The sequence below is a fragment of the Citrobacter sp. RHB35-C17 genome (assembly GCF_013816795.1).
Classification (GTDB): Bacteria; Pseudomonadota; Gammaproteobacteria; order Enterobacterales; family Enterobacteriaceae; genus Citrobacter_A; species Citrobacter_A amalonaticus.
Window position 1 is genome coordinate 1 of record NZ_CP057150.1, and the last position, 15224, is coordinate 15224.

Here is a 15224-nt window from a genome sequence, read left to right on the forward strand (position 1 = left end):
GTGTCACTTTCGCTTTGGCAGCAGTGTCTTGCCCGATTGCAGGATGAGTTACCAGCCACAGAATTCAGTATGTGGATACGCCCTTTGCAGGCGGAACTGAGCGATAACACGCTGGCTTTGTATGCGCCAAACCGTTTTGTGCTCGATTGGGTAAGAGACAAGTACCTTAACAATATCAATGGGCTGCTGAATAATTTCTGCGGTGCAGATGCCCCGCAACTGCGTTTTGAGGTCGGGACGAAGCCCGTCAGCCAGACGCTGAAGGCGCCCGTGAACAACAACGTCGCCGCACCGGCTCAGGTGGCGCACCAGGTTCAGCCGCAGCGCGCGTCGCCTGTCGCGGCGCGTCCTGGCTGGGACAATGTGCCTGCGCCGGCAGAACCCACCTATCGCTCTAACGTTAACGTCAAACACACGTTTGATAACTTCGTTGAAGGTAAATCCAACCAGTTGGCTCGCGCGGCGGCGCGTCAGGTGGCAGACAATCCTGGTGGCGCCTATAACCCGCTGTTCCTTTATGGCGGCACCGGTCTGGGTAAAACCCACCTGTTGCACGCGGTGGGAAACGGCATTATGGCGCGCAAACCTAATGCCAAAGTGGTGTATATGCACTCCGAACGCTTTGTCCAGGACATGGTAAAAGCCCTGCAAAACAACGCGATCGAAGAGTTTAAACGCTATTATCGTTCCGTCGACGCCCTCCTCATCGATGACATCCAGTTCTTCGCTAATAAAGAACGATCTCAGGAAGAATTTTTCCACACCTTTAACGCCCTTCTTGAAGGTAATCAGCAGATCATTTTGACTTCGGATCGTTATCCAAAAGAGATCAACGGCGTTGAGGATCGTCTGAAATCCCGCTTCGGCTGGGGGTTGACGGTGGCGATCGAACCGCCAGAACTGGAAACGCGCGTGGCGATCCTGATGAAAAAGGCCGATGAAAATGATATTCGTCTGCCGGGTGAAGTGGCCTTCTTTATTGCCAAGCGTCTACGCTCTAACGTGCGTGAGCTGGAAGGGGCACTGAACCGTGTGATTGCCAACGCCAACTTTACCGGTCGGGCGATTACCATCGACTTCGTTCGCGAAGCGCTGCGCGATCTGCTGGCGTTACAGGAAAAACTGGTCACCATCGACAATATTCAGAAGACGGTGGCGGAGTATTACAAAATTAAAATTGCGGATTTGCTGTCCAAGCGTCGTTCTCGCTCGGTAGCGCGTCCGCGTCAGATGGCCATGGCGTTGGCGAAAGAGCTCACCAACCACAGCTTGCCGGAAATTGGCGATGCGTTTGGTGGCCGCGACCACACTACGGTGCTTCATGCCTGCCGTAAGATTGAGCAGTTGCGTGAAGAAAGCCATGATATTAAAGAAGATTTCTCAAACTTAATCAGAACATTATCTTCGTGACGCTATGAAATTTACCGTTGAACGTGAACATTTATTAAAGCCGCTTCAGCAGGTCAGCGGCCCGCTGGGTGGTCGTCCTACGCTGCCTATTCTTGGCAACCTGTTGCTGCAGGTGGCTGACGGTGCGCTTTCGCTGACGGGTACCGATCTTGAAATGGAAATGGTGGCCCGCGTTGCGTTGATTCAGCCGCATGAGCCCGGCGCCACCACGGTCCCGGCGCGGAAGTTCTTTGATATCTGCCGTGGCCTACCGGAAGGGGCGGAAATCGCCGTCCAGCTGGAAGGCGATCGCATGCTGGTACGTTCGGGCCGCAGTCGTTTTTCGCTGTCCACGCTGCCTGCCGCCGACTTCCCGAATCTGGATGACTGGCAGAGCGAGGTAGAATTCACCCTGCCGCAGGCGACGATGAAGCGTCTGATTGAAGCCACGCAGTTCTCCATGGCTCATCAGGACGTGCGTTACTACTTAAACGGCATGCTGTTTGAGACCGAAGGTGAAGAGTTGCGTACCGTGGCAACTGATGGTCACCGTCTGGCGGTTTGCTCTATGCCTGTTGGTCAGTCGCTGCCCAACCATTCGGTGATTGTGCCGCGTAAAGGTGTGATTGAACTGATGCGTATGCTCGACGGCGGCGATAACCCGCTGCGCGTGCAGATTGGCAGCAACAACATCCGCGCACACGTTGGCGACTTTATCTTTACGTCTAAGCTGGTGGACGGCCGTTTCCCGGATTACCGTCGCGTACTGCCGAAGAATCCGGATAAACATCTGGAAGCCGGCTGCGATATCCTCAAGCAGGCTTTTGCCCGCGCGGCGATCCTGTCGAACGAGAAGTTCCGCGGCGTGCGTCTGTATGTGAGTGAAAATCAGCTCAAAATCACGGCGAACAACCCGGAACAGGAGGAAGCCGAAGAGATTCTGGATGTCACCTACCCGGGGACTGAAATGGAGATCGGCTTTAACGTCAGCTACGTATTAGATGTCCTGAATGCGCTGAAGTGTGAAAACGTGCGCATCATGCTGACTGACTCCGTGTCGAGCGTACAAATTGAAGATGCGGCGTCGCAAAGTGCGGCTTACGTTGTTATGCCAATGAGATTGTAGAATCTGAAAGGGGCTGGTTTACTTGCCATTTCGTTTCCCGGCAGTGCTCGAAATGCTCACGTACTTCGTGTACGCTCCGCTTTCTGTGCGCTGGCGGTAAACGAACTGGCTGCGACACTCACGCCCCCTGGATGATGCTCTGAAATATGTCGCTATCCCGACTCTTAATCAAAGATTTCCGCAATATTGAAAATGCGGATCTCGCGTTATCCCCCGGCTTTAACTTCCTGGTTGGCGCGAACGGCAGCGGTAAAACCAGCGTTCTGGAAGCCATCTATACGCTCGGCCACGGCCGGGCGTTTCGCAGTTTGCAGATTGGTCGCGTCATTCGTCACGAGCAGGAGTCGTTTGTTCTTCATGGGCGATTGCAGGGAAATGAGCGGGAAACCTCGATTGGGTTAACCAAAGATAAGCTGGGTGACAGTAAAGTGCGTATCGACGGCACTGACGGCCACAAGGTGGCGGAGCTGGCGCTGTTGATGCCGATGCAACTGATCACCCCTGAGGGGTTTACTTTACTCAACGGCGGCCCCAAATACAGAAGAGCGTTCCTCGATTGGGGATGCTTTCACAATGAAGCTGGATTCTTCACCGCCTGGAGCAACCTGAAGCGTCTGCTCAAGCAGCGCAATGCGGCGCTGCGCCAGGTGAGTCGTTACGAGCAACTGCGTCCGTGGGATAAAGAACTGATCCCGCTGGCGGAACAAATCAGCACCTGGCGCGCGGAGTACAGCGCCGGTATCGCACAGGATATGGCGGATACTTGCCAGCAGTTTCTTCCTGAATTTTCTCTCTCCTTCTCTTTTCAGCGCGGCTGGGAGAAAGAGACTGATTATGCCGAGGTGCTGGAACGTGGTTTTGAACGCGACCGCATGTTGACTTACACCGCGCACGGCCCGCATAAAGCGGATTTCCGCATTCGCGCCGACGGTGCGCCGGTAGAAGATACCTTGTCGCGTGGGCAGTTAAAGCTGCTAATGTGCGCCTTACGTCTGGCGCAAGGGGAGTTCCTCACCCGTGAAAGCGGGCGGCGGTGTCTCTACCTGATAGATGATTTTGCCTCAGAGCTTGATGATGCGCGTCGCGGACTGTTAGCCAGTCGATTAAAAGCGACACAATCACAGGTCTTTGTCAGCGCAATCAGCGCTGAACACGTTCTGGACATGTCGGACAAAAATTCGAAGATGTTCACCGTGGAAAAGGGTAAAATAACGGATTAACCCAAGTTTAAATGAGCGAGAAACGTTGATGTCGAATTCTTATGACTCCTCCAGTATCAAAGTCCTGAAAGGACTGGATGCGGTGCGTAAGCGCCCGGGTATGTATATCGGCGATACGGATGACGGCACCGGTCTGCACCATATGGTATTCGAGGTGGTAGATAACGCTATCGACGAAGCGCTCGCGGGTCACTGTAAAGACATTATTGTCACCATCCATGCCGACAACTCTGTCTCCGTACAGGATGATGGACGCGGCATCCCGACCGGTATTCACCCGGAAGAAGGCGTATCGGCGGCGGAAGTGATCATGACCGTTCTGCACGCAGGCGGTAAATTCGACGATAACTCCTATAAAGTCTCCGGCGGTCTGCACGGTGTGGGTGTCTCCGTGGTGAACGCCCTGTCACAGAAACTGGAACTAGTTATCCAGCGCGATAACAAAATCCACCGTCAGATCTACGAGCACGGCGTTCCGCAGGCACCGCTGGCAGTCACTGGCGATACCGATAAAACCGGTACGATGGTGCGTTTCTGGCCGAGCCACGAAACCTTTACTAACGTCACGGAGTTCGAATACGAGATTCTGGCGAAGCGTCTGCGCGAACTGTCGTTCCTGAACTCTGGCGTCTCTATTCGCCTGAAAGACAAGCGCGATGGTAAAGAAGACCATTTCCACTATGAAGGTGGCATCAGGGCGTTCGTTGAGTATCTGAACAAGAACAAAACGCCAATCCACCCGAATATCTTCTATTTCTCCACCGAAAAAGACGGTATCGGCGTGGAAGTTGCACTGCAATGGAACGACGGCTTCCAGGAAAACATCTACTGCTTTACTAACAACATTCCGCAGCGTGACGGCGGTACGCACCTGGCAGGTTTCCGTGCGGCGATGACCCGTACCCTGAACGCCTACATGGACAAAGAAGGCTACAGCAAAAAAGCGAAAGTCAGCGCTACCGGTGATGATGCCCGTGAAGGTCTGATTGCCGTGGTGTCCGTGAAGGTGCCGGATCCGAAGTTCTCCTCGCAGACCAAAGATAAACTGGTCTCCTCTGAGGTGAAATCGGCGGTAGAACAGCAGATGAACGAACTGCTGAGCGAATACCTGCTGGAAAACCCGTCTGACGCCAAAATCGTGGTCGGTAAAATTATTGATGCGGCCCGTGCCCGTGAAGCAGCCCGCCGTGCGCGTGAAATGACGCGTCGTAAAGGGGCGCTGGATCTGGCGGGTCTGCCTGGCAAACTGGCGGACTGTCAGGAACGCGACCCGGCGCTGTCCGAACTGTACCTTGTGGAAGGGGACTCCGCGGGCGGCTCTGCAAAACAGGGGCGTAACCGCAAGAACCAGGCGATTCTGCCGCTGAAGGGTAAGATCCTCAACGTAGAGAAAGCGCGCTTCGACAAGATGCTCTCTTCGCAGGAAGTGGCGACGCTGATCACCGCGCTCGGTTGCGGTATCGGTCGTGACGAGTACAACCCGGACAAACTGCGCTATCACAGCATCATTATCATGACCGATGCGGACGTCGACGGCTCGCATATTCGTACGCTGCTGTTGACCTTCTTCTATCGTCAGATGCCAGAAATTGTTGAGCGTGGCCACGTCTACATTGCCCAGCCGCCGCTGTATAAAGTGAAGAAAGGCAAGCAGGAACAGTACATTAAAGACGATGAGGCGATGGACCAGTACCAGATCTCCATCGCGCTGGACGGTGCAACGCTGCACACCAACGCCAGCGCACCGGCGCTGTCTGGTGAAGCGTTAGAAAAACTGGTTTCTGAGTACAACGCCACGCAGAAAATGATTGGTCGTATGGAGCGTCGCTTCCCGAAAGCAATGCTGAAAGAGCTGGTGTATCAGCCGACGCTGACTGAAGACAATCTTTCAGACGAGCAGACCGTGACCCGTTGGGTGAACGCGCTAATTACCGAGCTGAATGAGAAAGAGCAGCACGGTAGCCAGTGGAAGTTCGATATCCAGCACAATACGGAACAGAATCTGTTTGAACCGATCGTGCGTGTGCGTACCCACGGTGTGGACACCGACTACGCGCTGGATCACGAGTTTGTAACGGGGGCGGAATACCGCCGTATCTGCACGCTGGGTGAAAAACTGCGCGGCCTGATGGAAGAAGATGCCTTCATCGAACGTGGTGAACGTCGTCAACCGGTTGCCAGCTTCGAACAGGCGCTGGATTGGCTGGTGAAAGAGTCACGTCGTGGTCTGGCTATTCAGCGTTATAAAGGTCTGGGCGAGATGAACCCGGATCAGCTGTGGGAAACCACCATGGATCCGGAAAGCCGTCGCATGTTACGCGTTACCGTGAAGGATGCGATTGCTGCTGACCAGTTGTTCACCACGCTGATGGGCGACGCGGTAGAACCACGTCGTGCGTTTATCGAAGAGAACGCCCTGAAAGCGGCAAATATCGATATCTAATCCCTGTCTATAGGCCGGATAAGGCGGTTTTACGCCGCCATCCGGCAAGATCCTGCGTGATGCCTGATGGCGCGTTGCTTATCAGGCCTACAATTGATCGTCAAAAGGGGAATCGTGATTCCCCTTCTTATCCCCCTTTTCGCTGCTGTTTTTTGAGCGGAATCGCGTTAGCATGAGTCAGGACTCATTGAATGCGGGGAATTCATGGCTATCAAACTCATTGCTATCGATATGGATGGCACCCTTCTGTTACCCGATCACACCATTTCACCGGCGGTTAAACGTGCGATTGCCGCAGCCCGTGAAAAAGGGGTAAACGTGGTACTGACCACCGGTCGTCCGTATGCGGGTGTACACAGCTATCTGAAAGAGCTGCATATGGAACAACCCGGCGACTACTGCATTACCTATAACGGTGCGCTGGTGCAGAAAGCGGGCGATGGTAGCACTGTCGCACAAACCGCGCTGAGCTATGACGATTACCGCTATCTGGAAAAACTCTCCCGCGAGGTCGGCTCGCACTTCCACGCGCTGGACCGTACCACGCTGTATACCGCAAACCGTGATATCAGCTATTACACCGTACATGAATCCTATGTCGCGACCATTCCACTGGTGTTCTGCGAAGCGGAAAAGATGGATCCGCAAACCCAGTTCCTGAAAGTGATGATGATTGATGAACCCGCGATCCTCGATCAGGCCATCGCCCGTATTCCGGCAGAAGTGAAAGAGAAATATACCGTGCTGAAAAGTGCGCCGTACTTCCTCGAAATCCTCGATAAACGCGTCAATAAAGGCACTGGTGTGAAATCACTGGCTGATGCGCTGGGCATCAAACCGGAAGAAATTATGGCGATTGGCGATCAGGAAAATGACATCGCGATGATCGAGTATGCCGGGCTTGGGGTAGCGATGGATAACGCCATTCCCCTGGTGAAAGAGATTGCCAACTTTGTCACCAAATCAAATCTGGAAGATGGCGTTGCGTATGCCATTGAGCAATACGTCCTGAAGTAATTCCTCTGGATGGTTTGCCATGACCCGCGTTGATCGCGGGTTTTTTTATCCCCGCCGTTTACTCCTCATAACATTTTCATTACCGATTGTCGTTTTTGTGATCTAAATTGTAGTACAATATATCTATGTTGTACTACATTGAGCGCATCGCAACACTGTATAGCATCACGTTAGTACTACAAAAATGAGGCGAATTTCAGCGATAACGGTAAAGTAGAGAGGACCATCCAGAGCATAAGGACTCTCCATGACTCTCAATAAAACCGATCGCATCGTGATCACGCTGGGCAAACAGATTGTCAGCGGTAAATACGTACCGGGTGCCGCACTCCCTGCGGAAGCGGAGCTGTGTGAGGAGTTTGAAACCTCACGCAATATCATTCGCGAAGTGTTCCGCTCGCTAATGGCAAAGCGGCTGATTGAAATGAAGCGTTATCGCGGTGCCTTTGTCACATCGCGGAATCAGTGGAATTACCTCGATACCGACGTGTTGCAATGGGTACTGGAAAACGATTACGACCCGCGGCTCATCAGTGCGATGAGCGAGGTCCGAAATCTGGTGGAACCCGCGATTGCCCGCTGGGCAGCGGAACGCGCGACCTCGAGTGATTTGGCTGAAATTGAATCGGCGCTCAATGACATGATCGCCAACAATCAGGATCGGGAGGCCTTTAATGAAGCGGATATCCGCTATCACGAGGCGGTATTGCAGTCAGTGCATAACCCGGTTTTGCAACAGCTGAGCGTGGCAATCACTTCGCTTCAGCGGGCGGTATTTGAACGGACCTGGATGGGCGATGAAGCCAACATGCCAAAAACGCTCCAGGAACATAAGGCGCTATTCGATGCGATACGGCATCAGGATAGCAATGCGGCAGAGCAGGCGGCCCTGACCATGATCGCCAGCTCGACACGAAGGTTGAAGGAAATCACATGACAGCTCGCTACATCGCAATTGACTGGGGATCGACCAATTTGCGCGCCTGGCTTTACCAGGGCGACAAATGCATGGAAAGCAGGCAATCAGAAGCAGGCGTTACGCGTCTGAACGGTAAATCCCCCGAGGCGGTGTTAGCAGAAGTCACACAAAACTGGCGCGACAGCGCCACACCGGTGGTCATGGCCGGAATGGTCGGTAGCAACGTGGGCTGGAAGATTGCCCCGTATCTGCCGGTTCCTGCCTCTTTCGCTGCCATTGGTGAGCAGTTAACGCCCGTTGGCGACAATGTCTGGATTATTCCTGGCTTGTGTGTTTCGCGCGACGATAACCACAATGTGATGCGCGGCGAAGAGACACAACTGCTCGGCGCACGCACGCTTTCTCCTTCTTCTGTCTATGTCATGCCGGGGACGCACTGCAAATGGGTGCAGGCTGACGCAGAGCAAATTCACGATTTTCGTACCGTGATGACCGGTGAACTACACCATTTGCTCCTGCAACACTCGCTGGTGGGCGCTGGTTTGCCGGAACAGAAAACCTCTTCAGACGCCTTTGCCGCCGGGCTTGCGCGCGGGATCGACTCCCCTGCCGTTTTGCCACAACTTTTTGAGGTTCGTGCCTCGCACGTGCTGGGAAATCTCCCGCGCGAGCAGGTCAGTGAGTTTCTCTCTGGCCTGTTGATTGGCGCAGAGGTCGCCAGCATGCGTGATTTCATCGCGCACGAGCAGACCATCACGATTGTCGCAGGCGCATCGCTGACATCACGCTATCAGCAGGCGTTCCACGCCATGGGGCGTGACGTTTCCGCGGTTCCCGGCGATACGGCATTTCAGGCAGGTATAAGGAGCATCGCCCATGCAGTGGCAAACTAATCTTCCGCTTATTGCGATTTTGCGCGGCATTACCCCCGAGGAGGCGCTTGCGCACGTTGGCGCAGTGATCGACGCCGGATTTGACGCGGTGGAGATCCCGCTTAACTCCCCCGAGTGGGAAAAGAGCATTCCGGCCGTGGTGGATGCGTTTGGCGATAACGCGCTGATCGGTGCCGGAACGGTATTACAACCGGAGCAGGTGGATCGCCTGGCGAAGATGGGCTGTCGGCTCATTGTGACGCCAAATATCAATGCGGAGGTCATTCGCCGTGCGGTGGGTTACGGCATGACGGTCTGTCCGGGATGCGCCACCGCCACAGAAGCCTTTACCGCGTTGGATGCTGGCGCGCAGGCGCTGAAAATTTTCCCGTCATCGGCCTTTGGACCGGATTACATCAAAGCGCTGAAAGCGGTATTACCCGCCAGTGTACCGGTCTTTGCCGTGGGCGGCGTAACGCCAGACAACCTGGCGCAGTGGATGAAAGCCGGGTGTGTGGGTGCGGGACTGGGCAGCGATCTGTATCGCGCCGGGCAGTCCGTAGCGCGCACCGCGCAGCAGGCGGCAGCATTTGTTAAGGCATATCGAGAGGCAGTGAAATGAAAATAACCAAACTCACCACGTACCGTTTACCTCCACGTTGGATGTTCCTGAAAATTGAAACCGACGAAGGCGTTGTTGGTTGGGGCGAGCCGGTGATTGAAGGCCGCGCCCGTACTGTCGAAGCGGCGGTGCATGAATTGGGCGATTACCTGATTGGTCAGGACCCGGCGCGCATTAATGACCTGTGGCAGGTAATGTATCGCGCAGGTTTCTACCGCGGCGGCCCGATTCTGATGAGCGCCATCGCTGGCATCGACCAGGCATTGTGGGATATCAAAGGTAAAGTGCTGAACGCGCCGGTCTGGCAACTGATGGGCGGCCTGGTACGCGACAAAATCAAAGCCTACAGCTGGGTTGGCGGCGATCGTCCTGCGGAAGTGATCGACGGCATTAAGCAATTGCGGAATATCGGCTTTGACACCTTCAAGCTCAACGGCTGCGAAGAGATGGGCGTGATTGATAATTCACGGGCGGTCGATCGCGCGGTCAACACCGTGGCGCAAATCCGCGAAGCCTTTGGCAATGAAATTGAGTTTGGTCTGGATTTCCACGGACGCGTCAGCGCGCCGATGGCGAAAGTGCTGATTAAAGAGCTGGAGCCTTATCGCCCGCTGTTTATTGAAGAGCCGGTGCTGGCGGAACAGGCAGAGTACTACCCGAAACTGGCGGAACAGACCCATATTCCGATCGCGGCGGGTGAACGTATGTTCTCGCGCTTCGAGTTTAAACGGGTGCTGGAAGCGGGCGGGCTGGCGATTTTGCAGCCGGACCTGTCACATGCGGGCGGTATTACCGAGTGTTACAAAATTGCCGCAATGGCGGAAGCTTATGATGTGGCGCTGGCCCCGCACTGTCCGCTGGGACCGATTGCGCTGGCAGCGTGTCTGCATGTCGACTTTGTTTCACGTAATGCCGTGTTCCAGGAACAGAGCATGGGGATTCACTATAACAAGGGCGCGGAACTGCTCGACTTTGTGAAAAACAAAGACGATTTCAACATGGAAGGCGGGTTCTTTAAACCATTAATGAAGCCGGGCCTTGGCGTGGATATTGATGAAGCCAAAGTCATTGAGCTAAGCAAAAATGCGCCGGACTGGCGTAATCCGCTGTGGCGTCATGAAGATGGTTCGGTCGCCGAATGGTGATGTCCGTCATACTTCGCGCCGCAGATGCGTTGGCTGCGATTGCGCACCCCAGTCACTTACAAATGTAAGCTCCTGGGGATTTGCAATCTTGCCGCCTTCCTGCGACACGAATTATTTAGGACATCTCTCTTAATAAAAACAATTACACCCTCTGTAAATTACCGGGCATGGTGAGCGGCTTCGCTATGCCCAAAATCTGGAGACAGATTGCGATGGATATTCCAGTTACTGCTGCAAAAACCGGGCGTCGCCGTTACCTGACGCTGATTATGATCTTTATTACCGTGGTCATCTGTTATGTCGACCGCGCCAACCTTGCGGTGGCGTCGGCGCATATTCAGGAAGAGTTTGGTATTACGAAAGCGGAAATGGGCTATGTCTTCTCGGCTTTTGCCTGGTTGTATACCCTATGCCAGATCCCCGGCGGCTGGTTCCTTGACCGCGTCGGTTCCCGTCTGACCTACTTTATCGCGATATTTGGCTGGTCGGTGGCAACCCTCTTCCAGGGCTTCGCCACGGGGTTAATGTCGTTAATTGGCCTGCGCGCCATTACCGGGATATTCGAAGCCCCGGCGTTCCCTACCAACAACCGTATGGTGACGAGTTGGTTCCCTGAGCATGAACGTGCCTCCGCCGTCGGTTTTTATACCTCCGGACAGTTTGTCGGCCTGGCGTTCCTGACCCCGCTGTTGATCTGGATCCAAGAGATGCTGAGCTGGCACTGGGTGTTCATTGTCACCGGGGGGATTGGCATTATCTGGTCGCTGGTCTGGTTTAAAGTGTATCAACCGCCTCGTCTGACCAAAAGTATCACCAAAGCGGAACTGGACTATATTCGCGACGGCGGCGGCCTGGTGGATGGCGATGCACCCGTTAAGAAAGAGGCGCGTCAGCCGTTGACCAAAGCGGACTGGAAACTGGTGTTCCACCGTAAGCTGGTGGGCGTTTATCTGGGCCAGTTTGCCGTCACCTCGACGCTGTGGTTCTTCCTGACGTGGTTCCCGAACTACCTGACACAGGAAAAAGGCATTACCGCGCTGAAGGCGGGTTTTATGACCACCGTACCGTTCCTCGCGGCGTTCTTTGGCGTACTGCTTTCCGGATGGCTGGCGGATAAGCTGGTGAAAAAAGGCTTTTCGCTGGGCGTGGCGCGTAAAACGCCGATTATTTGTGGTCTGTTAATCTCCACCTGCATCATGGGTGCAAACTACACCAACGATCCGGTGTGGATTATGACCCTGATGGCGGTGGCGTTCTTCGGTAACGGTTTTGCTTCCATCACCTGGTCACTGGTCTCTTCACTGGCGCCGATGCGCCTCATCGGCCTGACCGGTGGCGTTTTTAACTTTGTTGGTGGGCTGGGCGGGATTACGGTTCCGCTGGTGATTGGCTACCTTGCGCAGGACTATGGCTTTGGTCCCGCGCTGGTTTATATCTCAGCCGTTGCCCTGATTGGCGCGCTCTCTTACATCCTGCTGGTGGGTGATGTAAAACGCGTAGGTTAATACTCCTTTACCAGCCCGCCAGACGTTGTGGTGGGCTGGTCATCCTGGCTTAGCGGGATATGCGCGATGCCGCTTCGCATAATCGCGCTTCTCAATACGGGCGCAGTCAAACAACGACTCTTCAGGATTTTGCCATACAGTTTAACGCGCAGTTGGCGGGTGGCCTTCCGGTAAGCGCGGTTGCTCTCCGGCGCATCCAGCAGCAGAACAGCCTTGAGGATCTCCGCGCTATCCAGGGCGTAGCTAATCCCCTCCAGTGAACTGGCGCTGATGAACCCGGCGGCCTCGCCAATCAGAAATGCGTTATCTTCACCGCAGACGAAATCTGCCCAGCGTGACGGAAAGAGTACAGTACATTTCTCGCTTTTCATCGGCTCGCCGAAGCGGAACTGAAAGGCTGCCATTTTCTCTTTTAGCGCGTCAAAGCGTGCCTGGCCGTCTTTCATGGGATAAGCGCCGCCAAAGATGAAATAGCCGTCTTTGCTGATACTCCAGGAGTAACAGTCCGTCACAGCGTTATCGAAAATGCAGGAATAAAACGGGACCGGATGACTTTCTGCGAACCACTGTTGGATGGCGACATATTTGCGAATCTGATGTTCCGGATAAAGATAGCGACGTACCAGCGAATTTGCTCCGTCGGCCCCCACCAGATAGCGGGCGGTAATCTGTTGCTCCCAACCGTCGGCGCGAAAAATCACGTGCCACTTCCCCTCTTCTCGCCAGATTTTTCGACACAGGCTGTCGTGATACACCTGTACCTCATCCGGGATCAGCGATTTCATCCATAAATCAAAGGCATGACGGTTGATGTTGATATAGCTGCGCTGGTAGTTGCGCGTCAGTGAGGTGTCGACATCCACCGTTTTAACGCTGAAAATTTGCGGATTGGCGATGACGTCCACTGGCAGCGTAATGCCGTCGCGAATAAACGAACGCTGTGCATCCGGTGCCAGTAAACCGCCGCAGGGTTTGGTGAACCCTTCATTGCCGCAGTGACGTTTTTTATCCAGCGCAAGCACGCGCATTTTACCGCTCAATTTACGCGCCAGCGTTGCGCCGGCCGGGCCGAGACCGATAATCGCTACGTCGAAATGTTCCATCTTTTTGTCCGCAAAAAATGAAGATGGCACTACGCTAATGCCTGAAAGTGAAGTCCTTGTGAAGTATGATTGATGAAATTGTTCCTGACCTGAGTATCCCATGAAGCAAATCACCTTTACGCCACGTAATCATCAGCTTACCAATACCCGGGCCTGGACGGCGGACAGCCGTTGGCTGGTGTTTGACGTTCGCCCGTCAGGAGCGTCTTTCACTGGCGAAACCATTGAAAGGGTGAATGTCCATACCGGTGAGCAGGAGGTGATTTATCGCGCGACGCAGGGGGCGCATGTCGGTGTGGTAACGGTGCATCCGCTGGCGGAGAAATATGTATTTATTCATGGGCCTGAAAACCCGGATGCGACGTGGCACTATGACTTTCATCATCGTCGCGGCGTGATTGCCGAACAGGGGCAGGTGACGAATCTGGACGCGATGGATATCACTTCACCGTACACGCCGGGTGCACTGCGCGGCGGCAGCCATGTTCATGTTTTCAGCCCGAACGGTGAGTTTGTCAGCTTTACCTACAACGATCATGTCATGCATGAACGCGATCTGGCGCTGGATTTACGCAACGTGGGCGTCGCACTGCCTTATGGGCCGGTGACGGTGTCGGCGCAGCATCCAAGAGAATACAGCGGCAGCCACTGGTGCGTGCTGGTCAGCCAGACGACGCCCGAACCCACGCCGGGCAGCGATGAGATTTCTCGCGCCTACGAAGAGGGCTGGGTGGGAAATCATGCGCTGGCGTTTATCGGCGACACAATGTCTGAAAAGGGTGAGAAAGTACCGGAGCTGTTTCTGGTTGAACTCCCGCAGACGGAGGCGGACTGGAAAACGCCAGGTGATGCCCCGCTGGAAGGTACGGATTCCACGCTGCCCGCACCGCCGCGCGGAGTGACACAGCGCCGCCTGACGTTCACCCATGCACGTCGTTTCCCTGGGCTGGCAACGGTTCCGCGTCATTGGGTGCGAAGTAATCCGCAGGCGACGGAGATTGCGTTCCTGATGCGCGATGAGGCTGGTATCGTGCAACTGTGGTTGATTTCGCCACAGGGCGGGGAGCCCCGCCAGTTGACCCGTCATGCTACCGGGGTTCAGTCCGCGTTTAACTGGCATCCGTCAGGAAAATGGCTGGGATGCGTGGTGGATAACCGCATTGCCTGCTGTGATGCGCGCAGCGGAGAGATCACGTTTTTAACGCAGAATCACGGCACTCCGCCTTCTGGGGATGCTGTGGTTTTCTCGCCTGATGGTCAGTTTGTGGCGTGGATGGAAGATGTAGACGGTTTCCGTCAACTGTGGATGACAGAAACCGGGCGGTAATCAGGGGGCGGGCATTTTCGCCGGAGGGATCACGGAGTTGGTTATCCGTGTTCTCTCCTCGCTTCTTTCGACACGCGATCTGACTGAATTGTCTTTACGGAACAGATCCCACGGTAACAGGATCGTGTCCATTACTGCCGTAAAGGGCATATCCAGTATCGCCAGCGATTTGGTACCCCAGTTTGTCTCATCGTCACCTATCATCGTGGCGCTGGCGCGGGTGCCAGGATAAGTTCCCTCTTTACCACCGGTATGTGACATTACGCTGGAGCAACCACTCAGTAAAACCATCCCACTGCACATCATCAGCGTTAACAACACATTTCTTATCATGATTTATTCATCTGTTGATCATCGGTGTTTGCATGATGAGTTATAGCGATCCCTTGCCAGAAATAACATCCTCATCACATCGCACTGTGGCGGCTATCGCACTTTAACGATTAGTGCTGTCCCCACCCAGTCTATGCAATAGACAGCAAACTGCAAAAAAAAGTCAGCCTGGACGGCTTGAAATGTGCGTATTCAGACCCATT

At 54.5% G+C, this 15224-nt stretch carries 12 protein-coding genes and 1 pseudogene; 11 read left to right on the top strand and 2 right to left on the bottom strand.

All coding sequences use genetic code 11. The features are described from left to right. The 10 genes and pseudogenes from dnaA (at nucleotide 1) to HVZ37_RS00050 (ending at nucleotide 12258) form a co-directional block, all read left to right on the top strand. Nucleotides 1–1410, top strand: coding sequence for a chromosomal replication initiator protein DnaA (gene dnaA / locus HVZ37_RS00005; RefSeq protein ID WP_042998735.1), 1410 nt, complete (start codon nucleotides 1–3; stop codon nucleotides 1408–1410). A gap of 4 nt (nucleotides 1411–1414) precedes the next feature. Then, nucleotides 1415–2515 (top strand): DNA polymerase III subunit beta, encoded by a 1101-nt coding sequence (dnaN, locus tag HVZ37_RS00010; RefSeq protein WP_042998734.1) that lies wholly within the window; start codon nucleotides 1415–1417, stop codon nucleotides 2513–2515. Between the two features lie 146 nt (nucleotides 2516–2661). Then, complete coding sequence (gene recF, locus HVZ37_RS00015; RefSeq protein ID WP_042998733.1) at nucleotides 2662–3735, top strand: DNA replication/repair protein RecF; 1074 nt, start codon at nucleotides 2662–2664, stop codon at nucleotides 3733–3735. Nucleotides 3736–3763: 28 nt separating this feature from the next. Then, complete coding sequence (gyrB, locus tag HVZ37_RS00020; protein ID WP_042998732.1) at nucleotides 3764–6178, top strand: DNA topoisomerase (ATP-hydrolyzing) subunit B; 2415 nt, start codon at nucleotides 3764–3766, stop codon at nucleotides 6176–6178. A 204-nt stretch (nucleotides 6179–6382) separates the two neighbouring features. After that, nucleotides 6383–7189: pseudogene (gene yidA / locus HVZ37_RS00025) on the top strand (sugar-phosphatase); the annotation flags it as partial. A gap of 253 nt (nucleotides 7190–7442) precedes the next feature. Beyond that, nucleotides 7443–8132: a D-galactonate utilization transcriptional regulator DgoR gene (gene dgoR / locus HVZ37_RS00030; protein WP_042998730.1), complete on the top strand. Its 690-nt coding sequence runs from the start codon at nucleotides 7443–7445 to the stop codon at nucleotides 8130–8132. Beyond that, on the top strand, nucleotides 8129–9007 hold the full coding sequence (locus HVZ37_RS00035; RefSeq protein WP_181627990.1) for a 2-dehydro-3-deoxygalactonokinase: 879 nt from the start codon (nucleotides 8129–8131) through the stop codon (nucleotides 9005–9007). Before dgoR ends, HVZ37_RS00035 begins: the two co-directional genes overlap by 4 nt. Beyond that, the gene (locus HVZ37_RS00040) at nucleotides 8991–9608 is read left to right on the top strand and encodes a 2-dehydro-3-deoxy-6-phosphogalactonate aldolase (protein WP_181627991.1); all 618 of its coding nucleotides are present in this window, start codon (nucleotides 8991–8993) and stop codon (nucleotides 9606–9608) included. The genes HVZ37_RS00035 and HVZ37_RS00040 overlap by 17 nt, the downstream gene beginning before the upstream one ends. Continuing rightward, nucleotides 9605–10753: a galactonate dehydratase gene (gene dgoD, locus HVZ37_RS00045; protein WP_042998727.1), complete on the top strand. Its 1149-nt coding sequence runs from the start codon at nucleotides 9605–9607 to the stop codon at nucleotides 10751–10753. The genes HVZ37_RS00040 and dgoD overlap by 4 nt, the downstream gene beginning before the upstream one ends. Before the next feature lie 167 nt (nucleotides 10754–10920). Continuing rightward, the gene (locus tag HVZ37_RS00050) at nucleotides 10921–12258 is read left to right on the top strand and encodes an MFS transporter (RefSeq protein ID WP_072031698.1); all 1338 of its coding nucleotides are present in this window, start codon (nucleotides 10921–10923) and stop codon (nucleotides 12256–12258) included. On the opposite strand, the gene cbrA is transcribed toward HVZ37_RS00050, so the two are convergent. After that, nucleotides 12255–13361 carry a colicin M resistance lipid reductase CbrA gene (gene cbrA / locus HVZ37_RS00055; protein WP_181627992.1) on the bottom strand — a complete coding sequence of 369 codons (1107 nt, stop codon included), beginning with the start codon at nucleotides 13359–13361 and terminating at the stop codon, nucleotides 12255–12257. The genes HVZ37_RS00050 and cbrA overlap by 4 nt on opposite strands. Nucleotides 13362–13461: 100 nt before the next feature. On the opposite strand from cbrA, the gene HVZ37_RS00060 reads away from it, so the two are divergent. Further along, a complete protein-coding gene (locus HVZ37_RS00060; RefSeq protein WP_181627993.1) occupies nucleotides 13462–14688 on the top strand; it encodes a DUF3748 domain-containing protein in 1227 nt (408 codons plus the stop codon). On the opposite strand, the gene HVZ37_RS00065 is transcribed toward HVZ37_RS00060, so the two are convergent. Beyond that, a complete protein-coding gene (locus HVZ37_RS00065; protein WP_042998724.1) occupies nucleotides 14689–15021 on the bottom strand; it encodes a YceK/YidQ family lipoprotein in 333 nt (110 codons plus the stop codon). Between the last annotated feature and the right edge of the window lie 203 nt (nucleotides 15022–15224).